Source organism: Sphingobium olei (assembly GCF_042678845.1).
Classification (GTDB): domain Bacteria; phylum Pseudomonadota; class Alphaproteobacteria; order Sphingomonadales; family Sphingomonadaceae; genus Sphingobium; species Sphingobium olei.
In genome coordinates this window covers 364,927-386,443 of record NZ_JBHTLS010000134.1, presented here as the reverse complement: position 1 = coordinate 386,443, position 21,517 = coordinate 364,927, and the positions used below count along the sequence as shown (strand labels likewise).

The 21,517-nt window shown below is 63.5% G+C and carries 14 protein-coding genes; 10 read left to right on the top strand and 4 right to left on the bottom strand.

What is annotated here, in order from left to right; translation table 11 throughout:
* Positions 1–205 precede the first annotated feature (205 nt).
* Together folD and ACFQ24_RS19770 are read left to right on the top strand one after the other, a co-directional pair.
* The gene (gene folD / locus ACFQ24_RS19775; RefSeq protein WP_380914360.1) at positions 206–1,114 is read left to right on the top strand and encodes a bifunctional methylenetetrahydrofolate dehydrogenase/methenyltetrahydrofolate cyclohydrolase FolD; all 909 of its coding nucleotides are present in this window, start codon (positions 206–208) and stop codon (positions 1,112–1,114) included.
* 839 nt (positions 1,115–1,953) lie between these two features.
* Positions 1,954–4,971, top strand: a complete 3,018-nt coding sequence (locus ACFQ24_RS19770) for a GH12 family glycosyl hydrolase domain-containing protein (RefSeq protein WP_380914359.1) — start codon at positions 1,954–1,956, stop codon at positions 4,969–4,971.
* Positions 4,972–5,049: 78 nt separating this feature from the next.
* Here ACFQ24_RS19770 and ACFQ24_RS19765 read toward each other — a convergent pair whose 3' ends face one another.
* Both ACFQ24_RS19765 and ACFQ24_RS19760 read right to left on the bottom strand, forming a co-directional pair.
* Complete coding sequence (locus ACFQ24_RS19765; RefSeq protein WP_380914357.1) at positions 5,050–6,399, bottom strand: HlyD family type I secretion periplasmic adaptor subunit; 1,350 nt, start codon at positions 6,397–6,399, stop codon at positions 5,050–5,052.
* 8 nt (positions 6,400–6,407) lie between these two features.
* Complete coding sequence (locus ACFQ24_RS19760) at positions 6,408–8,171, bottom strand: type I secretion system permease/ATPase (protein WP_380914355.1); 1,764 nt, start codon at positions 8,169–8,171, stop codon at positions 6,408–6,410.
* Between the two features lie 417 nt (positions 8,172–8,588).
* Here ACFQ24_RS19760 and ACFQ24_RS19755 point away from each other — a divergent pair, with 417 nt between their 5' ends.
* Together ACFQ24_RS19755 and ACFQ24_RS19750 are read left to right on the top strand one after the other, a co-directional pair.
* Positions 8,589–11,363 (top strand): cellulase family glycosylhydrolase, encoded by a 2,775-nt coding sequence (locus ACFQ24_RS19755; RefSeq protein ID WP_380914353.1) that lies wholly within the window; start codon positions 8,589–8,591, stop codon positions 11,361–11,363.
* A gap of 168 nt (positions 11,364–11,531) precedes the next feature.
* Positions 11,532–12,506, top strand: coding sequence for a sulfotransferase family protein (locus ACFQ24_RS19750; RefSeq protein WP_380914351.1), 975 nt, complete (start codon positions 11,532–11,534; stop codon positions 12,504–12,506).
* A 19-nt stretch (positions 12,507–12,525) separates the two neighbouring features.
* Here ACFQ24_RS19750 and ACFQ24_RS19745 read toward each other — a convergent pair whose 3' ends face one another.
* Complete coding sequence (locus ACFQ24_RS19745; RefSeq protein WP_380914350.1) at positions 12,526–13,425, bottom strand: transglutaminase-like cysteine peptidase; 900 nt, start codon at positions 13,423–13,425, stop codon at positions 12,526–12,528.
* A gap of 198 nt (positions 13,426–13,623) precedes the next feature.
* On the opposite strand from ACFQ24_RS19745, the gene ACFQ24_RS19740 reads away from it, so the two are divergent.
* From ACFQ24_RS19740 to ACFQ24_RS19715, 6 genes are all read left to right on the top strand, one after another.
* Positions 13,624–14,058 (top strand): hypothetical protein, encoded by a 435-nt coding sequence (locus ACFQ24_RS19740; protein ID WP_380914349.1) that lies wholly within the window; start codon positions 13,624–13,626, stop codon positions 14,056–14,058.
* Positions 14,055–15,338: a hypothetical protein gene (locus tag ACFQ24_RS19735; RefSeq protein ID WP_380914347.1), complete on the top strand. Its 1,284-nt coding sequence runs from the start codon at positions 14,055–14,057 to the stop codon at positions 15,336–15,338. Before ACFQ24_RS19740 ends, ACFQ24_RS19735 begins: the two co-directional genes overlap by 4 nt.
* Before the next feature lie 241 nt (positions 15,339–15,579).
* Positions 15,580–17,262 (top strand): GMC oxidoreductase, encoded by a 1,683-nt coding sequence (locus ACFQ24_RS19730; RefSeq protein WP_380914345.1) that lies wholly within the window; start codon positions 15,580–15,582, stop codon positions 17,260–17,262.
* A complete protein-coding gene (locus ACFQ24_RS19725) occupies positions 17,259–18,071 on the top strand; it encodes a WecB/TagA/CpsF family glycosyltransferase (RefSeq protein ID WP_380914343.1) in 813 nt (270 codons plus the stop codon). The genes ACFQ24_RS19730 and ACFQ24_RS19725 overlap by 4 nt, the downstream gene beginning before the upstream one ends.
* Positions 18,068–19,006 carry an aldo/keto reductase gene (locus tag ACFQ24_RS19720; RefSeq protein WP_380914341.1) on the top strand — a complete coding sequence of 313 codons (939 nt, stop codon included), beginning with the start codon at positions 18,068–18,070 and terminating at the stop codon, positions 19,004–19,006. Before ACFQ24_RS19725 ends, ACFQ24_RS19720 begins: the two co-directional genes overlap by 4 nt.
* Positions 19,007–19,094: 88 nt before the next feature.
* Positions 19,095–20,285 (top strand): glycosyltransferase family 4 protein, encoded by a 1,191-nt coding sequence (locus ACFQ24_RS19715; RefSeq protein WP_380914339.1) that lies wholly within the window; start codon positions 19,095–19,097, stop codon positions 20,283–20,285.
* A gap of 19 nt (positions 20,286–20,304) precedes the next feature.
* Here the strand turns inward: ACFQ24_RS19715 and ACFQ24_RS19710 are convergent, their stop codons facing one another.
* Complete coding sequence (locus tag ACFQ24_RS19710) at positions 20,305–21,450, bottom strand: endo-1,4-beta-xylanase (RefSeq protein WP_380914338.1); 1,146 nt, start codon at positions 21,448–21,450, stop codon at positions 20,305–20,307.
* Between the last annotated feature and the right edge of the window lie 67 nt (positions 21,451–21,517).

The following is a 21,517-nucleotide window of genomic DNA, read 5'->3' as shown; positions in this document are numbered from 1 at the left end:
GGCCGGGCTACGCCCGACCTCCACCGCACCCAGCGCAGGGCGCTCCCCACAACCGTCCGCCTAATCTCGAAAAGGGGGTCCCTCTTCGACGCCGATACGGGGTCCCGTTTGCGCGCCGTTTGACAGCTCTAACTCTGGCGCGCGCGGTGAAGTTGCATGTCGAACGCCGCGTCTTCATCAACGGTCATCGGACTATCGTCTTCCCATGACCCAGCCTTTCGGTCGCGTCATAGACGGAAAGGCAGTTGCTGCCGAACTGCGAAGGGATGTCGCGCGGGACGTAGCTGAACTTGTTGCAAGTGGCTGCCAGCCCGGTCTGGCTGTCATTTTGATGGGCATAGATCCTGCCAGTCAGGTCTATGTTCGTAACAAGGCGAAACAGACGCGCGAGGTGGGCATGGCCTCGTTTGAGCACAGACTGCCTGCCACAGCACGGCAGACCGAGTTGCTCTCTCTTGTTCAACAATTGAACAACGATCCCGCTGTGCACGGTATTCTCGTTCAATTGCCCTTACCCGGTCACATTGACGAGAGAATCGTTTTGCGAGCGATTGACCCGGCGAAAGATGTCGATGGCTTTCATCCATTGAATGCTGGGCTCCTCGCAGGCGGCGGCGGAGGTCTCGTCCCCTGTACGCCCCTGGGGTCGATGATTCTCTTGCGAAGCGTGCGCCCCGGCCTCCGGGGTGCCCACGCGGTTGTGCTGGGTCGTTCCAATATCGTCGGCAAGCCAATCGCGCAGCTTCTTTTGGCGGCTGACTGTACTGTCACCGTTGCGCATTCCAAGACAGAGCGGCTACCCGACATCTGCCGGCAGGCCGATTTTCTCATCGCCGCCATCGGACGACCGGAAATGATTCAGGGCGACTGGATCAAAGCCGGAGCAATTGTAATCGACGTCGGGATTAACCGTGTTCCAACCGTTGACGGGAAAACACGTCTAGTCGGAGATGTGGCTTTTGAGGATGCGCGCCAGAGAGCCTTTGCAATTACGCCCGTGCCAGGCGGCGTCGGCCCCATGACGATTGCCTGCTTGCTCCGAAATACGCTGCAGGCCGCCAGATCACAGTCCGGAGGCTCGATCTTATCAAGCGCAGGCAAATCTCTTCCATGAAAGGTGCCCATGTTTAACGAACTTGATGCTTCAAGAGCCCGCGCCGATGCGCTGGCGCAATTCAAGCGGGAAATCGGCGAGCTCTATGCGCTTAAGGAGGCAGCCTTTGGGCCGGCGATCCAGAGCCTATCGTAACACGCTTCTACGCTGAAGACGCGATGACGGTGGGCCCGAACGGTCGCATCGCCTTTGTACACAGCCGGCGGCATCGTTTGCCGGCAGAGCTGATCTGTCGTGTCCTTCAGGCCAGCGAGCATGGCTAACCCCGCGCCGTAATCTGCGCCACCGCATCACTCTTGAACTCATCACTAAAATGGCTTCCCCATCATCGCTCCTGTCCTCAATTGGAACCCAAGGCGTTCAGAAATCTAGGGGCTATTCAATCTGCCGTCAGCATCCCCGCCTCGATATCGCGATGATCTGCTCATCACTGCACCTGCTTCACTTCATTCTGTCCGACTCCTTCGCGTCGGCCCCTATTCAAAAATCGATCTCATTTTTTAGACGAGCACGTCAGCGACGATTCGCGGAAAAATCCAAATGCGTTCAAATCATCGCATAACGCCCCTGCTCTGGCCGCTTCTGACAGGCTCCAAGAAGTTACCGCGAGTGTGTCGCCCGAAACGCGGGCCATCCCTGCCTCAAACGCCAGTAGTGGGAGAAATTGCGGTTCGTTTCGCCGTTGACGCGATTGGCGGCCCGGTAGCGCGGATTGCGGCAATCGCTGACATCTCTGGTTAAACGGCGGGTAAGCCTGACACCGCGGTAACCATCGCCCTTTATCCCGTTGCAGCGCTTCATGCCTAAGATGGCGTCAATCCAAAAAGGGTATCAACTATATGGCTTATATCAACGCGAAGGGTCGCGCCCTCGCGCTTTCCTCCGGTGCGAACTCTTATCCCGCCGCGGGGGCGGTGACGACGATCCGCTATGGCACGGCGAAGAACGACGCGATCTATTCCCAATGGGGAGAAACGCTGGCCGGCGGGGCCGGCGATGACAGCTATTATCTCTGGCAGCCCAAGGCGACCGTGCAGGAAGCCGCTAAAGATGGCATCGACACCGTCTATGTGCAGTTCGGCGGCACCTACACGCTGCCGGAAAATGTCGAGAACCTGTTCCTGCTTGGCCCATGGGCCGTCGGAGCGACCGGCAACGCGCTCGACAATATAATCGGAGCAGGGAAGACCGGCGCACGCCTGGGTGGCGGCGCGGGCGACGACATACTGATAGGGGGGACGGGTGCCGACATCTTCATCGTCGCCAAGGGCAACGGATCGGACGTCATCCAGAATTTCCAGACCGGATGGGACGTGATCTCACTTCGGGGTTATGGCTTTGCGAGCTGGGCCGATCTTCAGGGGCGGATCAGCCAGACCGGCGCGGACACGACCGTGGAGCTGGGCCGTGGCGAAGTGCTGGTGCTGCGCGACACGCAAGCGTCGGCCCTGAGCGCGGCGGATTTCGGACTGGCGCTCACGCCTGCCGTGCTGGATGCGGTGAAGGGCGTGGCCGCCGATACGGTGACGCTGGCCAACGTGTCGAATGTGCAGTTCGGCAAGGGATGGTATGTCCTCAACAATGCATGGGGATCGAGCGGGCTGGTCGAGGGCAAGGATTATAGCCTGAGCAGCGTGGTGGATCGCAACGATCTGACCCAGGGGGCCAGCTTCACCTGGAGCTATCCCGCGACGTTGGCGACCGAATATCGCATTCTCGCCTATCCGGCGCTTTCCTACGGCGTGTCGCCGATGGCGCCCAATGCCAATCCCAACAGCACGATCTTCCCGATGAAGGCCGGCGACATCAAGGGCATGACGCTGGACTACGACCTGTCCTATTCGGGCACGACCAGCGGGTTCAACGTCGCCTTCGACATCTGGTTTACGTCCGTGCCGCGCGGCGGCGCCGCAACGGTGACGACCGAACTGATGATCTGGGTGCATAAGGGTGCGCTCACGCCGTCAGGCACGGTGGTGGGCACATACAGCCATGGCGACTTCACCGCGACCATCTACCAGAAGGGCACCTATGTCGCGCTGGTGACGGACAAGGATATTCCGGCGGGCAGCATCGACCTGGCCGACATCGTCGCGTCGCTGAGCGCGAAGGGCATCATGTCGGCCGACAGCTATCTCGCCTCGCTGGAACTGGGGGCGGAGGTTACCTCTGGCAACGGCAGCCTGACCATCAACAATTTCGACATGACGGTGCAGCATCTTGATGCAAGCGGCCAGGTGGTCACGACGATCGTGGACGGCAGCGGCGCGCACAATGCTTCGCCTGCAGTGCCTGAAATCGCGCCCGAAATCGCTCCGCCTCAGGAAGAGGTGGTGCTTGCGCCCGCCCCGGTTCTTCCGGCGGATTTCAGCGTCAAGGCTGGTCTCGACCAGAGCGCGACGCTTACGGGGACCAGCGATCAGGATCATTTGAGCATCGACTTTTCAGCCCGGTCTCGCGGCGTCACTTTCAAGGCGCCCAAGCCCGACGGCTCCGTCGATATCGGCAGTGGCCGCGTTGACTACGTCGGGATCGAGCATTTCTCGGTCATTGGCACCGCATTCAACGACGAACTGAACGGCGGAAATGGCGACAATCATCTGGTCGGTGGCGCCGGCGACGATGTGCTGCGCGGGGGGGCGGGCCATAATATCCTGGATGGCGGCGCGGGCAACGACCGCTACGTCATCCAGAACAGCGACGATAAGATCATCGACGAGAGCGGCGACGACTTGGTCACGACCTATGCCGACTACGGTATTCATGCCGGAATCGAGACGGTCGCGCTAGGCAAAGGCGGCCTGACGGTTACGGGCAATGCGGGAAACAACCGCGTCTGGGGCAGCGACGGCCGCGACACTGTCCATGGCATGGCCGGGGACGACTATATCGACGGCAAGGATGGCGACGACGTCATCCATGGTGGCGAAGGCAACGACATCCTCTATGGCGGCGACGGCAAGGACATGCTGTACGGCGATGCGGGCAATGACCAGCTTTACGGCGGCGATGGCGACGACATGCTCTATGGCGGAGACGGCGACGACCTGCTGGATGGCGGATCGGGGAACGACGTCCTGATCGGCGGTGCTGGCAACGACCGCTATGTCGTCCGCAGCACTGGCGACGTCGTCATCGACGAGAGCGGCGATGATTTCCTGACCACCTATGTCGATTACACAATTCATGCCGGGATCGAGACGGTCGCGCTCGCCAAGGCTGGCCTCACCGTAACCGGCAATGCCGAGGACAACCGTGTCTGGGGAAGCGCCGGCAAGGACGTGATCCAGGGCATGGGCGGCAACGACTATATCGGCGCCAAGGATGGCGACGACACGGTCCGGGGCGGCGATGCCGACGACACGATCTTCGGCGACGGCGGCAATGACAACCTCTATGGCGATGCCGGCGACGACAATCTCTATGGCGGCGATGGCAAGGACCAGTTGTTCGGCGGCGATGGCAACGATGTGATGAATGGCGGGGCGGGCGACGATATCCTGACCGGCGGCGCCGGGATGGACCGGCTGATGGGCGGAACCGGCGCCGACCGGTTCGTTTTCAACACCGTATCGGATTCGCTGCCGCAGGCAAAGGACAGCATTCTCGACTTCAGCTTCGCGGAAGGCGACCGTATCATGCTGGGCGCGATCGACGCCAATGCCGGGGCTGGGGCCGACGACGCCTTTCGCTGGATCGGGGCTGAGGGCTTCCACAAGATAGCGGGCGAGCTGCGCTATAGCGTGGTCAACGGTGATGCGGTGGTCGAAGGCGACACCAATGGGGACGGGATCGCTGACATCGGCTTTGTGTTGAAGGGCATCGCCAGCGTTAACGCAGCCTATTTCCAGCTCTGAGCCAGAGGCGGCGCAGAAAAAGGGGAGCGGGAAGGACTAAAACCCTTCCCGCTCCCCTTTTATCATTCGCCCTTCGCGTCAGTCGCGGAAGGCGCGGGCGAACTGATCTTGGAACGGCTTGGTGAGATAAGAGATCATCGACCGGCTGCCCGTTTCGATGAACAGCTCGGCCGGCATGCCGGGCTTCAAGGCAATGTCGCGGTTGGCCTTGAGCGCTGTCTTGTCGATGATGACGCGCACGGGGAAGAATGTGCGGCGGCTTGCGCCCTCGCCCTCGGTCACGGGATCGCTGCCGACATAGATGACGCGGCCCTTCAGCTCGGGCGTTGCCGTGTTGTTCAGCGAGGAAAGCCGCACGCGCGCGGGAAGGTCGCGGCGCACCTGGTCGATGTCGGACGGATTGATTGCCCCCTCGATCACCATCTGGTCCTTGTCCGGCACCACGGCCAATATGGGTTCGGCTGGACGAATCACGCCGCCGATGGTCGCGACGCTCATCTGCTCGACCACGCCATCGACGGGCGCGCGCACCAGGGTGCGATCATGCTGGTCGATGGCCATGACGCTGCGGCTCTTCTGCTGGTTGAGCTGCATGTTGATCTGCGCGAGTTCGTTGCCGGCCTCGCTGCGGCGGGTGTCGCTCAGTTGGATGATCTGCTCGCGCGTTTCGGAGATGCGCGCCTGCGTGGCGGCGACCTGCGCATTGAGCGCGCCCATCGAACCGTTGAGATCCACGGCCGTGCGTTCGAGCTGGTTGAGGCGGGAGAGCGTCACCAGCTTCTTGTCATAGAGGCGCTGCATGCTCTGGCGTTCCGGCTCGATCAGGCCCTGCTGTTGGTTGAGCGCCGCCATCTGGGCGCGGAAACCGGCAATCTGCCGATCATATTGCGCGATCCGAGCGACAAGCTGGGCGCGCATTCCCGCCTGCTCCGATCGGCGAAGATCAAACATGCGCTGCTCGTCCGCCATCGCCTTGCGCGCCGAGGCGTCTGTGCGGGCAGTGAGGCTTTCGGGGAAACTGACGGCGGGGGCTCCCAACCGTTCGGCCTCCAGCCGCGCCTTCTGCGCGAGCATCTGATCGACGGTCAAAGCCGCCATCGCGGCATCTGTGCCTGCGACCTTGTCGTCGAGGCGGATCAGCACCTGTCCCTTGCGCACGTGCTGGCCGTTGCGGACCAATATGTCGGATATGGTGCCGCCGGTCGGATGCGCGATATGTTTGACTTGGCTCGCGACGCCGATCTGGCCCGAAGCGATCACCGCCGATCCGATGGGAATGAGCGTGCCTGCGGTGCCGACCCCGACGACCAGCGCGCCCATCAGCATGAGCGAGCGGCGCAACGTGCCCGCCATCCGCTGGTCGGGATCATAGGGTTGGAGAAGCGCCTGCGTCGCGGGAGCCATGGGGAGGAGGGAAAGGCTGGTCATGATGGTCCTCAGGCGACGTTGCGCGCGGCCGTGGCGGGGGTGGATGCGGGTGCAGGCTGGGGCTGCGGTGCCTGCATCGCGACGAGCCGCTGGAGCACCTCTACCCTTGGCCCGAGCATTTCGATGCGGCCATCGCGCATCATCAGCACCAGATTGGCGTTGGCCAGCGCCGACGGACGGTGTGCGATGATGATGACGATGCCGCCGCGCGCCCGTATTCCGGCGATGGCCCGCTCCAGCGCGGCGTCCCCTTCGGAATCGAGGTTGCTGTTGGGTTCGTCCAGCAGAACGAAGAAGGGATCCTTGTACAGCGCTCGGGCGAGGCCGATGCGCTGCTGCTGACCGCCCGACAGGTTGCGGCCGTTCATGCCGACCTGCGTTTCATAGCCGTTGGGGAGGCCGACGATCATATCGTGGACGCCCGCCGCCCTCGCCGCGTGGATGACATCTTCCGGTGTGCGCTCCGGATCGAAGCGCGCGATATTGTCGGCGACGCTCCCCTCGAACAGCTCCACCGTCTGGGGCAGATAGCCCAGATAGCGGCCAAGCACTTCCTCGGGATATTGGTCGAGCGCCGCGCCATCCAGACGGATCGCGCCGCGGACCGGACGCCATACGCCCACGAGCGCGCGCGCCAGCGAGGACTTGCCTGCCGCGCTCGGCCCGATGATGGCAAGCCCGTCGCCCGCGTTAAGGGTGAAGTCGGCGGCCTGCACTGTCAGTTGCTGCGTGCCGGGAGGCGCGACGAAGAGATTCTGCACCTGAAGCGCGACGGCGGGACGGGGCAGGATGTTGGTGGTTGCGGGCTCGGGCGGCACTTTGGCCAACAGCTCGGAAAGACGCTGCCAACCCGCGCGGGCCGCGATCATCGACTTCCAGTTCGCGATGGCCTGATCCACCGGCGCAAGTGCGCGGCCCGCGAGGATCGAGGAAGCGAAGATCGCGCCGCCTGAAGCCTGCCCCTTGATGACCAGGATCGCGCCGACCGTCAGGATGAGGGATTGCAGCAGCATCCGGCCGATCCGGCTCATCGCACCCAATGTCGCGACCGAACGGTTCATGTTGCGCTGCGCGGCGAGATAGTCCGTGTTCACCTGTTGCAGGCGGTCGAGCAGGCGGCCGCGCATCCCGAGCGCGGACAGCACTTCGGCATGGCGCACGCCCACTTCGGCGATGGCGTAGCGGTCGGCCGACGTCCGGCTTGCGGTTTCGCTAGGCCCTTTGACCATCCTGTTGATAGCGATGGTGAGGCACACGAGGATCGCACCGCCCACCAGCGCGGTGAAGCCCGTCCAGAAGTGCAGCAGCATGAGGATGCCGATGAAGAAGAGTATCCACGGCAAGTCGATGAGCGTTGCTGGGCCCGGCCCCGCAAACCATGCACGCACCGATTCCAGATCGCGCATGGGGCTGAGGCCGTCGCCGGCGGGCGAGCCGCGATACAGCGCCACGTCCGTCATCGCGCGCTGGACCCGGCGGGCAAGCGTCCGGTCGAGCGAATTGCCGACATCGCTCAGCAGACCGCTGCGGAAATTCTCGAAAACGCCCTGGAAGGCATAGACACCAACCAACAAGGCAAGGAGGCCGAAAAGCGTGGGAAGGCTATGGCTAGGCAACACCGAGTCATAGACCATCATCATGTAGATGGAGCCGCCCAGCACCAGGACGTTCAGCACCGCGCTCAAAAGGGCAACGGTGATGAACGCCTTCCGGTAGCGGCGGACGACCGCGCGTAATTCCTCGGGCATGGGCGACGCCACAGACTGACTCATATTTGCTTCCTTCAGGGCCACATCCGATCCCCAGACGGAGGACGCGACCGTTCCGTTGCGGTGCTAGCGGGAAGAGGTAAACAACGGATCAACCAGGGCCGCCCGAAGCCCGGTTTTTCAACGGTTCGTCGCAAATTGACGGCATCTGGCAGGCCGCCTAGCGCGAATCATGTTAACGAAAAAATGCTCAGGGTGGAACCTCCCCAGCTATTGCACGTTTAAACATGTCCCCGCGGGCCGGGGCGCACAGCACGGCCACATTGCGCAGTGCGCAACGACCGCCGCTGGATGGGCATTATTGCGGAACCGCAATGAAAACATTAAGTTTAGCGCGCGATTAACCAAGCGGCTTCAGCTTATTTTGGCGGCTGCACCATAGCATGGGCCAAACTTCTGACAGCGGTAGGGCAACGCGCAATGATGATTGATACGAAACTCGGCTTCGCGCCGAAATCCACGGAAATCGGCAACGGTCCGGACAAGTTCGTTCTGACGATCTCACAGGACGCCTATCTGGGCAACGCTCAATATCTGGTGTTCGTCGATGGCAAGCAGGTCGGCGGCGTATTGGAGGCCTCCGCGCTCCGCTCCTCGGGCGTGACCGACACCCTCACCATCAAGGGCGATTTCGGTCCGGGGGCGCATCAGGTGACAGTGAAATATGTCAATGATGCCCGCAACGTGGTGGCGCTGGACAACAGCCAGGACCGCAATCTCTACGTCCACAGCGTCGCCTACAATGGCGCGCTGGTGAGCGATACGCGCACCAATATGTTCAGCAACGGCGCATCGACCTTCGCCGTGGCGGCCAATGCCGCATCGACCACTGGCAGCTTCACGCTGGGATCGGGTCCGGACACGCTGACGCTCAAGATCGCGCAGGACGCCTATGTCGGCAATGCGCGCTATCAGGTGTTCGTCGACGGCAAGCAGGTGGGCGGCACGTTCGAGGCGCTGGCGTCGCGGCGCGACGGCGCGAGCGATACCGTTACGCTGAAGGGCGACTGGGGGAGCGGCGCGCACGACATCGCGATCAAATATGTGAACGACGCGCGCAACGCGGCCGACACGACCTTCGTGCAGGATCGTAACCTTTATGTGAACGGCGTCACTTACAACGGCGTGATGGTGAGCGATACGCGCACCAACATGTTCAGCAACGGCACTTCGACCTTCAAGGCGCCGGAACAGATCGTCAGCAAGACGCTGACCGGCACCGATGGAGCCGATGTCCTGGCGGGCGGCAAGGGTGATGACATCCTGCGCGGGGGCAAGGGCAATGACACCCTGAGCGGCGGCGCGGGCAGCGACACCTTCGTCCATGTGAAGGGTGACGGTGCCGACAGGATCACCGATTTTACCGCCACGGGTGCGCAGGCCGACATCATCGATCTTGGCCGCTACGGTTTCGGGAAATTCGAGCAACTGTCGTCGCGCATCGCGCAGGTCGGCAGCGACACGGTCATCACGCTCAACGGCACCGACAGCCTGAAGCTGGCCGGCGTCAAGGCGGCGGACCTTTCCACCGCCAATTTCAAGTTCAGCGACGTGGTGTCCCCCAACACCAGCGGCCTTAACGTCGGAATCAACATCAACGGCGCGGAATATATCGGGCCGAAGGGGCAGAAGACCGGCATCGACTATTTCCCGACGACCGAGGAGATCACCTATTTCGCGGCAAAGGGGATGACCGACCTGCGCCTGCCGATCGCTTGGGAAAGCCTGCAACCTGCGCTGGGCGGGGCGTTCGACGCCGCCTATCTCGCGAAGATCCACGCCACCGTGGATTATGCCAAGTCGCTGGGCATGAACGTCATCATCGACGTGCACAACTACGGAAAATATAACGGCAATCTGATCGGCAGTGCGGCTGTGCCGACCAGCGCCTTTGCCGACCTGTGGTCGAAAATCGCGACATCGTTCGCAGACGACAGCAACGTGTCTTTCGGCCTGATGAACGAGCCGCAGATCGCGTCCGCCAGCGCATGGCTCGGCATGGTGAACCAAGCGATCAGCGCGATCCGTGAGACCGGCGCGACCCAGCAGATCCTGGTTCCCGGCATTGACTGGAGCGCTGGTAACCGCTGGATGACCAACGGCAATGCGTCCGTGCTGGGCAAGGAGGGCGCGATCGTCGATCCGCTCCACAACTTCGCGTTCGAGGTGCATCAATATCTGGACGCCAATACGTCGGGCACCGGCACCGATGTCGTGTCCAGCACCATCGGCGCGGACCGTCTGGCCGCGATCACCGACTGGGCGCGCGCCAACGGATATAAGCTCTATCTGGGCGAGACGGGCGTGGCGGATAACCAGCCGTCGTTGACCGCGCTCGACACGATGATGCGCTTCCTCCAGGGCAATGACGATGTGTGGCAGGGCGTGTCCTATTGGGCCGCCGGATCGGTGTGGCAGGGCAACTACATCTACTCCGTCCAGCCCATCAAGGGCGCGATAGACAGCGGGCAGATGGACGTGCTGGAAAAGTTCATCAACGCCCCGGCGACCAAGACCGTGCTGGCGGACGGCACGATCCAGGTCGATGTCCACGGCTACAGCAAGGAGGCGGTGTCGATCCGCGATCTGCTGGATAGCGACGGCGACCTTATGTCCCGCACTGTCTATGACATCAGCGGTCATGTGACCTCAAAGTCGATCCTCAACAGCGACGGCACGATCAAGGCCTATCATTTCGCAACGGACGGTTCGGGGACAAGCACGGTCTATGCCGCCGGTTCGGACAGCGTGATCCGCACAGAGAAGCTGGGCATCGCGGGCATCATCGCCCAATCGACGGACTATACCGCCAGCGGCTACGTCCAGTCGAGCTACACGCAGGGCATCATCAGCCAGTCGGCCGAATATGACAAGAACTGGGCGATGACCGGCAGCAGCAGCTATTATACCGACGGAACGGTCAAGCAGCACAGCTACAAGGAAGCGGACGGCGACTGGATCATCGATTATTTCAGCGCCGCAGGGCAGATGACCAGCAAGGGCGAATTCAGCAGCGCCTGGTCGATGAAGACATGGATCACCTTCCTGTCGAACGGCGGATGGGACAAGACCGTGATGTACGACAGCGGCAAGGACATCGGCCATTATCAGGCCGGCGCGGACTCGCCCTACAAGGTCGATCATTTCGATGTGACGGGCAAATTCCTCTATTCCGACATGTCCTTCATCCTCTGATCCAGAGCTGCCATTGCAACGGAAGCCGGGCCATCGTCATGGTCCGGCTTCTTCGCATGTCCCAATCCCGATCAGCCCAGCGGTCGTTAACCGCCCCCTTGCCTTGACAAGAGGCGGCGACGCGGGGAAGCAACGTGCTTCCCCCGCTGCCTATTGGACAACCAACGGATGCGACTGGACGACGAGCGTTACCATTATGCGCGCCTGCCGCGCGCGGACTTCTTCCTCCGCCGCGCTCTGCGCAAGCCCACCATCGACTCCGCGCTCTATGCTGACGCCGCGCTGACGCAGGAGCAGCGCCTGCATCTGGAGGCGGTGGCCGCATCGGCGCAGCGCCGGTTCGAGGACAGGCAACTGCTCTTCATCTATGGCGTGATGCCGCGGAGTGGGACGAACTTCCTCTACGAGCTGCTACTGCGGGTGCCGCCTTTCGCGCGCAGCCGCATCGATTTTGCCGAAATGCCGATCCTGGCGGGCGAGGATTATTTCCGCGGAGCCACCGACCTCATCGGACGGGTGCATCCGCCCAGCGCCGAGGCATTCGGCCGGATGGAGTGGATGAGCTACGCGGTGTCCGGCTTCCGCAACCGCCTACTCGACCTGGCGGAACCGGGCAGCGTGACGCTCATCAAGACGCCCCTTGTGTGGAACATAGAACTGTTCCCCACACTGTTCCCGCAGGACCGGATGATCTTCATCGTGCGCGATGCGCGCTATATCGTCGACAGCTTCATGCGCACCTTCGCCCGCACGCCGATGAGCCGCACATTCGAGGATGTGTGCATGGAAACGCGCATGGCGATGGACAAGAGCGAGGCGTTCCTGGCGCAGCAGCCCGCCGACCGCGTGATGCCTCTACGCTACGAGGAAGTGGTGCGGGACAAGGGCGGCGCGCTGCGCAATATCTTCGATTGGATGGGGATTGAGCCCGGCGTGATCGACAGCGCGATCGAGCATCTGCCGATCTACGGTTCCTCTACCCATTCGCGCGGCACCGGCGGTGCGGTCGATTGGAAACCTGTGGAGGCGGACGGCAGTTTCGATCCGACGAGCCGACCGCTCGACTGGACGGAGGCGCAGAAGCGGGTCTTCGCGCGGACATGCGGCGAGGCCAACCGGCGGCAGGGCTACCCCGACCGCTAGGGCAATGTGAACCGGCGGATCAGCCCTCGATTTCTTCCCGCCCGAAATAGCGCTGCACCATGCGAGGCGCGGGCGCGCTCACGACGCTGCGCCATTCCGACGGGTTCTGCCGGTCCTGAACGCGCAGCCAGACATAATCGACCTCGCTCCAGCGGCGGACGCGCGAGCTCAGGCTGTCGAGCACGAAATCGCCTTCGGGAAGATGCACGACCAGCACCGAATGCAGGCCGAAGCGGCGCGAATAGACGACCGCGATGGCAAGATCGTGCGGGTCCATGCCCGCATCCACCAGACGCAGCCGCTTTTCAAGCGCGATATCCTCGCAATCGCCCATGCGCTTGCCCTGACCCACCGGCAGATTCCAGCGTTCGCCCACGCCATAGACGTTGATGTCGGGAAGCTGGAGGATGGAACGATTCACCTTGTTGTTGAACACCACGAGAGATTTCGGGCTGAAGGAGAACGACGCCGGTTCCGCCTGCGGCTGCATTCCGAACGTCCATGGTGTGTCGTCGATCGGGGCGAGTGGCGTGGCGGCATGGCTCATGCGGCGCGCGCTGCGCACCCGACCCAGCAGCGACTGGCGGGCAAGGTCCGTCGCGCGCAGCAACGCCGGGGCGGCCGTGTAAGTCTGTCCCTGCCGCTCCAGAGCGGACGTGCCGCCGGTCGCGCTGGCCGCCGAAGCGTCCGCGACGCGCAACCTGCTCCGCTCGACCGAGGCCAGCACATCGGCTTCGCTACGCCCTTCGAGGTGTGCGCACAGCCCCGGCTGGCGCCGGCAAAGATCTATATAGCCCTGCGGCGCGTCCGATGCCGCCCCCAGTGTCAGGAAGGGGTTCGTATCGCGGCGGGCGGCATGCGCCGTCGCAGGCAGCGCCGCGAGCAGCGACATGGACAGAAGAATCGAGATGGAACGCACGTAAAGCCCTTCCGATTTCAGTCCCGGAACTGCTTTGGCATGCGAGGTGAGAAGGGTTGGTTGCCCGATTAGGTAACCGTAAAATTAGGCATTTCCTGCGCCTTGGCGGCGCATCGAGCGCGCGCGGAGTTGCCGCTGTCCTACAGCGGTTCCGCTCCTGTACGTCCAATGGGCACAGATCAGGAAAGAGGAGCAGTCATGCCACAGCCCAATGAGATTTTGGCGCCGGGGGGCTTTGTGCCCCAGCAGGCCGTCGTCTTCGCCCGACAGGACGGGACGCCCACCCCCGTCGACCCCGCCAACCCGCTGCCGGTCGCCGCCCCCGCCAGTCGCGCGGCGGCATCGACGCCGTTGTCCGGAACGGCAAGCGCCAGCACCGTCGCCGGCCCATTCGTCCCGGATCTCGGGCGTGAGGTGGTGCTCACGCTTTCGGGCAGTTTCTCCGGCACGGTGACGTTGATGCGGTCGGTGAACGGCGGCGCGTCGATGCTGCCTGCGACACTGGCGGGTCGTCCGCTGGCTTGGACCGCCGCCATCAACGAGATCGTCTGGCTGGAAACCGAAGCGGCGGCCACCCTTTATCTTCAGATCACTCTATCCACCGGCACTCTTGCCTATCGGGTAGCGCAATGAGCGCGGCGCTGGCCATTCAGGCGAAGGCCATCGCCGCGCGCGCCATGCGGAGCCAGCTCAGCCAGGGCGCGGTTCTGACCAGCCCGGCGGGCCTGCGGCGTTTTCGGGCAGCGCTGGGAGACGCGCTTCATGCGCCGGTGCATATCGCCTGCTGGGGCGACAGCATCACCGAAGGGGTGGGCACGGAAAATTCGACCAGCATCGTGTCGAACAGCGTTGCCGACATGCAAGGCTGGCCGGGACAGCTCCGCAGTCTCCTCGCAGCGAGGCAAGGGCTGCCGGGCGGCGGCGCGATGACTCCCTTCTTCAGCGGCAGCGACAGCCGCGTAACCCGGTCCGGCACGCCGACGAGCGACAGTGTCATCGGGCCGATGAAGTGGGGCGCGCGCATCAAATCGTCCGACATGGTGGAGTTCACCACCCCCGCCTGCACTGCCATCGACATCCTCTATTGGGCCGGGGGCACCACGGACGGCTCGGTGATCGGCGGCTTCACCTATCAGATCGACGGAGGAACGGTGACGACCGGGCTTGCCGGTGGGGCAAACGCGACACCGGGCTACCGGGTGCTGAGCCTGACCAACCTTGCCAACAGTGTCCATGTCGTGCGGCTGGTCGGGGGGCATGCGACCAATGTCCAGCATGTGAGCGGCATCCGTTACCATAATGGCCAGGGCGTGGTGGTCAGCCGCTGGGGAAGGGCGGGATGGACCGTGCCGGACATGCTGGGCATCGGCGAATCGAGCCGCAACAATGCCGCGACCGGAAGCGCCCACAGCCGGTCACGGCTGCTGAGCGCCATCGGCGGCTTTGGCGAGCATCTGACGATCGTGGCGCTGGGGCAGAATGATGCGACGCTCCAGAATGTAGCGATGGGCGGCGGATCGGGCGGCGAGGCGATCGGCACGCTCTACCCCACGGTCGAAACCTACGAGGCCCAGTTGCGGTCCGTGGTGGCCGGCGTCGTCGCGGCTGGCGGCTGTTGCCTGCTGCTCAACACGGCGTTGCCGCCGTCCGGCGGTGTTACCGTGCCCGCGGGCGGGCAACCCTATTATGCCTATCACGAAGCGGCGCGTCGCATCGCGGCCGACACAGATCATGTCGCCCATCTTTCGCTGGCCGACCGCTGGGGCCGGGCGGGCGATGCCAGCATGGCCGAGAATGTGTCGCTGGGACTTCTGTCGGCTTCGACATCCGTTCATCCGTCCCGCCGGGGCTATGGCGACATCGCCGGAGCGCTTGTCCAGACCCTGCTTCGTCCCGATCTCGTCTCAGGGTAGCGGCGGGCCGGGAACTCCATTGCGTTGCACAACGGCGGGGCGTCACATTCCGGGACGCTCCGCCGTTCGCATTTTTTTGCTATATTGCGGCGCGAAATCCGGTAGGAGTGCCGGACGATCGGCGAGACGGGCACTGCATGGTGGCAAACGGGGGTTCCATGATCGACGGGTATGGCAAAGCGGCCCTGCGCGGCCCGGCCAGTATCAGGGTCGCGCGTCACGGCAGGCAAGAAGGGTCATCATGCTGATCGACGGGATCGCCGGACTGAAGGACCAGCGCGGACGCATCGTCATCGTCGGCAGCGGCCCGGTAGGGCTGGGACTGGCGGTTGATCTCGCACGGCGGGACATTCCGGTGATGCTGCTCGAATCGGGCGAGAGCAACGCCAATCCGGTCGTCCAGCAACTGTCCGATGCGGAACTGACGGATGCGCGCCGCCACGACAAGATGGCCGTCGCGGTGGCCCGTCGCCTGGGTGGCACCTCTAACCTCTGGGGCGCGCGCTGCCTGCCTTTCGACCCCGTCGATTTCGCCCCGCGCGACTTTGTCGATGCGCGCTGGCCAATACGCTATACGGACCTCGCACCTTATTGGGACCGCGCCATCCGCTCGACCGCTGCGGGCGCGAACCATTTTGATACCAGCCCGATCCTTAGCCAGGATGCGGACGACGGCTTCACCGCCGACCGGCTGGAACGCTGGGCCAATGTACAGGCGGCACAGAATGTTCATGCCGACGCGATCCGCTCGATGCCGGCGCTGGAGGTGCGCACGCGCTGCACGGTCACCGACCTGAAGACAGCGGGCGGGCGGGTCGAGCGGCTGACCGTCGCGCACTCGATTACTGGCGAGACGGTGGACATCGATGTCGATACCGTGGTCCTTGCTGCCGGCGGCATTGAAACGACGCGTCTGCTGCTCGCGGCGCAGAAGGTCAATCCCGGATTGTTCGGCGGCCCGGACGGGCCATTGGGCCGTCACTATATGGGGCATCTGATCGGCGAGATCGCTGACGTCACCTTTTCCTCGTCCGACATCGGACGCGCTTTCGACTTTCATGTCGACGATTATGGCTCCTATGTGCGCCGCCGGCTGGTGGCGTCGGACCGGACGCAGATCGAAAATCGCCTGCTCAACTGCGCCTTCTGGCCGGTTGTCGCCCCCGTGGCCGATCCACGTCACCGCAGCGCTATCCTCTCCATGGTCTATCTGGCGCTCAGCGTCGGACCGCTTGGCCGGCTGATCGTCGCCGAAGCGATTCGCCGACGCCATGCGCTCGACAAGCCGCAGCGGATCGCCGCGCATGTGCGCAACCTCATCGTGGGCGCGCCTTCGGCTGCCGCCTTTGCTGCCCAGTTCTTCTGGCGTCGCTATTTCAGGCCAGAGCGCCTGCCCGGCTTTTTCGTCCAGAATGCGGCGAACCGCTACGGCCTCTTCTATCATAGCGAACAGGCCCCCCATCCCGACAGCCGCGTGGTCTTGACCGACCAGGTGGACCGGCTTGGGCTGCCGAAGCTGAAGATCGACCTGCGCTTCACTGACCAAGACGTCGATTCGGTCGTGTGTACGCATGACCTGCTCGACCAGTGGATGCGAAAGGTGGGCATGGGTGTGCTCCATTACCGGATGCCGTTGGAGGAGCGCGCGGCTGCGGTCATGGAACAGGCGGCGCATGGCACGCATCAGGTGGGCCTTGCCCGGATGGCGGACGACCGGACCCAAGGTGTAGTGGACGGCGACCTCGCCTGTTTCGACCTGCCCAACCTGTTCCTAGCGACGACGGCGGTGCTGCCCACGTCCGGTCAGGCCAATCCGACGCTGACGGCCGTGGCGCTGGCGCTGCGGCTGGGTGACCGGCTGGCGCAGAGGATGACGAGCAAACCGGAAGTCCATACCCCCATGAGCAAGGTTGCATCGCTATGACGGCCGCCGCGAACCATGTCGCGCCGCCCTCGGAAATCCGCCTGCTGGGCTTTCGCCTGCATCCCATGACGGGCGCCGAGGTGGTGGAGCAGATCGCCGCAGCCGTCACCGAGCGCCGCCGCCTCATCATGGCCAATCTCAATCTGCACGGCATGGCGCTGCTCTACGAAAGCGAGCCGATGGCCCGCCTGCTGTCGCAGCGCGATGCGCAGGTGATGATCGACGGGATGCCGATCATCTGGCTCGCGAACCTGCTGGGGCACAAGCTGCCACGCGCCAAGCGCACCACCTCGTTGGAATTCTACGACACGATGTTCGCTCTCGGGCGCGAGCGCGGCTGGCGCTTCGGCTATGTCGGGGGATCGCCCGAAACACTTGATCGGGGCATGGAGACCTTGCGCGCCCGCTTCCCCGGCCTCGATATCGACGGCCGGAACGGCTATTTCGATGTGGCGAACGATGCGCCAGGCTCGCGGCAGGCCGAAATCCTCGACTGGATGCAGGCTCGCTCGCACGATGTGCTGATCGTGGGCATGGGGATGCCCCGCCAGGAAGCGTGGATCGCCGCCATCCAGTCGCGCGTGCCGACGACCGTGCTTGTGCCCACCGGTGCCTATCTCGACTATCAGGTCGGGGCGCAGAAGCTGACGCCCCGATGGATGGGACAAATAGGAATCGAATGGCTTTATCGCCTGATGAACTCGCCCCGGCGGCTGGGCTACCGCTACCTTATCGAACCCAGCATCCTGTTGACCCGCATGGCGCTGCGGCGGCATCCGCAAAAACGCTGGCTGGAGCAGCTTGCATGAGCGGTGGCGTGCGACTGGGTCTGGGCTGCGCGTCCATGGGATCGCGCAAGTCGCGGACGGAAAGCAGGGCGGCGCTCGAACGCGCTTACGAGGCGGGCATTCGCTGGTTCGATGTCGCGCCATCCTATGGCGACGGCGCGGCGGAAGAGGTGCTGGGCGAATTTTGCGCCGGCGCGCGACCGGGCATCACCATCGCGACCAAGGTCGGCATTCTGCCGGGCCATGTCAGCCTCGCCAAGACGCTGATCCGGCCGGCCGTCCGCTTCGCGCTGACGCTGGCTCCGGGCCTTCGCGGCGCGGTGAAGCGCAATCGTCCCGCCGCCATGAAACAGCCGCTGACTCCCGCGCTGATGACGGGTAGCGTCGAGGACAGTCTGCGTCGGCTGCGGACGGAGCGCATAGACATGCTGTTTCTGCATGGTGCAACCGCGGAGGAAGCTGCCGATCCCGCGGTGATCGAAACGGCCGAAAGCCTGATCGCTGCGGGCAAGGTGGCGCGGGTCGGCATTGCTTCGTCGCCCGAAGCGATCCGGGCCGGGCTGGCAGCCAGCCCGGTCTACACAGCCGCCCAGTTCGCCAACAATCCCTTGGAACCCCAGCTTCAGGAACTGCAGCCGCTGCTCGACAGCCGGCGCGACGTTCTCGTCAGCACGCATAGCGTCATTGGCAGCGCCGGCATGATCGAATCGATTCTCGCGCAGCTTGGAGACGATCCTCAACTGGCAGTGGCTTTTGCCGAAGCCGGCTATTCAGGCCCGCCCCGAACAATGATTTCCGCATTTCTTGCGGATTACGCGCTGGCACCGGAAAGGACCGATATTGTCCTGATGTCGATGTTTTCTCGGTCCAATTTGGAGAACAACATAGCAAGGCTCTCGCGACCGAGGGATTACGATGCCATGGTGCGCATCGCGACTCGGATCAAAATAGCTTGAGAAGCATTTCCCGGAAGGATCGTAAGCAAAGATAAAGTCATTCCATATAAAGGAATGCACACTCCATGGAGATCGGATTTTCATCGACGTGACGACAAGTCAAAAATTCTCGCGCGAAATCAAGCGCCGACGTCTGCTTGTCGTGGGCGGATCGCACGATCACCTTGGCGGGGTGGAGGCGTTCTGCGAGCGTGGATGTATCGCGCTGGAAGAGCGCGGTCGCTGGAAATGCGACAGGGTGACGGCCGGCAGCGCTTATCTGACGGTGCGTCGGATGCCTCTGTTCCTGCGCAGCATCGGCCAGCTCATCCATCGCGGCTTCGTGCGCCGGCCCGACGTGGCGTGGATTCAATATGTAAACCTGCCTGATCTCCTATACGTCCTGATCGCCAAGGCAATGGGCCTGCGCGTCATGGTGACGCCCCATCTGGGCTCGAACTGGCGATCACAGATGAATCCCTCTATGCGCTGGCTGAGCAAGATGCTGCTGCATCTCGCCGACCGGCTGGCGCTCATCAGCTGGACCCAGGAAAAAGAACTGCTGCTGCCGGGATCGGTGCCGCGTTCGCTGATCCGCAATTTCCTGCCCGACACCGTATTGTCGGCAAAGCTGGTGGGTGGCGAGGAACTGCCCCCGCCGATCCAGCTCATCCATTCGAGCCGCCTGTCCGAAGGCAAGGGCACGTTCATGGTGGTGGATGTGTGCCGCCGCTTGCGCGATGCGGGCGTCCCCTTCTTTGCGCGCATCACGGGCACGGGCGACGCGGACACGATGCAGCGGCTGCACCGCATGATCGCGGAGGCGGATCTCGGCGATCAGTTGGCGGTTCTGGGCCGGGTGCCCGAGGACGAACTGCTCGACCATTTGCGCCATTCCGATGTGCTGATCCACCTGTCGAAGATCGATTCCTATCCGCTGATCGTTCTGGAAGCGATGTCCTGTTCGACGGTGCCAGTCGTTATGGAACTGGCCGGCGCGCGCGACATGGTCGAAACCTATCGCGGCCATGTGGTCAGCACGGCTGCGGCCGTCGAGGAAACGGTTGCATGGCTGCGCGCCTGCGACCTTGCCGCATTGCGCCGGGCGCGGCAGGAAACCGCCGATCAGGTAAGGATCGACTATAGCTGGAGCAATTGCGCCAGCGCGCTGTCGCGGGCGCTCGACGCCTGCATGGGCGACGAACAGGAAGCGGTCGACGAACCGCAGAGCGAAACCCGCATTCGGGTCGATGCACAGACGGAGACGATCGCGGCATCCTCCACGGCAACCTTGCCCTGACATATCAGCCGGGCGTCGTTCAGACCGGCCGCGGGTCGGCCGTCTCTATCGCGCTCGCCAGCGCGGCCCACATGTCCTTCGGGCGATAATCATCGTCCCGCAGCGTGGGGCGCAGCGGCTGGCCGTCGGATCGGGCGCGGTCGGGCGACTGCCGCAACCAGCTATAGCTGTCTACATTCCCCCACGTCAGCACGCCCAGGCACTCAGGATAGCTCAGCATGACGCCGAGCAGCCGGCTGGCGAGGCCTGCCGCCGCTTCATCCCGCCTGGCTGCGCTGCCGATGCTGCCGCCATCATCGACATCCAGTTCGGTAATCATCAGCTTCAGACCCATGCCAGTCAGATGGTCGCAAAAGGCCCGCCAGCGCGTTTCGGAAAAGCCGTATGCGGTGCGCAGATGGCCTTCGAACCCGAAACACTGGATGCGCACGCCCCGGCTCATGAGCCTGTCCATGAGGCGGACCGTCGAATCGAGCTGCGCCTCCTGATACCAATGGTCCTGCGCGATCAGGTCATGGTTCAGCACCCGCAGCGTGTCCGGGTCGGCATCGGCCGCCGCCTCGAACGCCAGGTCTATATATTGTTCCCCCAGCTTGGGACCGAACAGCCGGTCCAGCAGCACATCCTTCGCGCCGATGGGTTCGTTCACCACGTCCCACTGCACCAGCCGCCCGCGCCAATAGGTCGCGACCTGATGGATATAGTCCTGAAGATAATCGCCTGCCTTGCCGGGACTCATCGCGCCGATATGATCGGCGGCCCAAGCGGGCTGGCTGTTCCACCACGACAAGGCATGGCCCCGCATCGCCATGTTGTTTTCCCGTGCGAAGGCATAGATTTTTTCGGCACCGCTGAAATCGAGTGGACCGCCGGGCCGGGCCTGCACCACGCCCCATTTAAGTTCGTTTTCAGGCACCAGGATGTTGCAGTCCCGCCGCAGCGCGTCGCGCAGCTTCTCGTCTGCGCCAAGCGCCTTCGCCGTCACCGCCGTGCCGCAGAGCAGCCCCTTACGATCCGCCTTGTCGCGCAGATTGCCGCTAAGGTCGGCAGGCTTGAAAGCGGCCAGTTCGGCTTCTTCGCCCAACACCAGAGATGTAATGCCCGTCAGCGCCACGGCAGCCACGGCCAGCGACAGAAAATCCCTACGCTCGACCGCCTGATCCATAATATGATGTCTGCCCTCCCTTGCGGTGTTCGCACTAGCAAAAAGGTCGGAGGTCCGAAAGTCCTGC

Excerpts from the sequence above, each read along its gene's own strand:
- ACFQ24_RS19730 (WP_380914345.1), top strand. The coding sequence starts at position 15,580 with ATGCTGATCGACGGGATCGCCGGACTGAAGGACCAGCGCGGACGCATC.
- ACFQ24_RS19750 (WP_380914351.1), top strand. The coding sequence starts at position 11,532 with ATGCGACTGGACGACGAGCGTTACCATTATGCGCGCCTGCCGCGCGCG.
- ACFQ24_RS19725 (WP_380914343.1), top strand. The coding sequence starts at position 17,259 with ATGACGGCCGCCGCGAACCATGTCGCGCCGCCCTCGGAAATCCGCCTG.
- ACFQ24_RS19760 (WP_380914355.1), bottom strand. The coding sequence starts at position 8,171 with ATGAGTCAGTCTGTGGCGTCGCCCATGCCCGAGGAATTACGCGCGGTC.
- folD (WP_380914360.1), top strand. The coding sequence starts at position 206 with ATGACCCAGCCTTTCGGTCGCGTCATAGACGGAAAGGCAGTTGCTGCC.
- ACFQ24_RS19770 (WP_380914359.1), top strand. The coding sequence starts at position 1,954 with ATGGCTTATATCAACGCGAAGGGTCGCGCCCTCGCGCTTTCCTCCGGT.
- ACFQ24_RS19735 (WP_380914347.1), top strand. The coding sequence starts at position 14,055 with ATGAGCGCGGCGCTGGCCATTCAGGCGAAGGCCATCGCCGCGCGCGCC.
- ACFQ24_RS19720 (WP_380914341.1), top strand. The coding sequence starts at position 18,068 with ATGAGCGGTGGCGTGCGACTGGGTCTGGGCTGCGCGTCCATGGGATCG.
- ACFQ24_RS19755 (WP_380914353.1), top strand. The coding sequence starts at position 8,589 with ATGATGATTGATACGAAACTCGGCTTCGCGCCGAAATCCACGGAAATC.
- ACFQ24_RS19710 (WP_380914338.1), bottom strand. The coding sequence starts at position 21,450 with ATGGATCAGGCGGTCGAGCGTAGGGATTTTCTGTCGCTGGCCGTGGCT.
- ACFQ24_RS19765 (WP_380914357.1), bottom strand. The coding sequence starts at position 6,399 with ATGACCAGCCTTTCCCTCCTCCCCATGGCTCCCGCGACGCAGGCGCTT.
- ACFQ24_RS19740 (WP_380914349.1), top strand. The coding sequence starts at position 13,624 with ATGCCACAGCCCAATGAGATTTTGGCGCCGGGGGGCTTTGTGCCCCAG.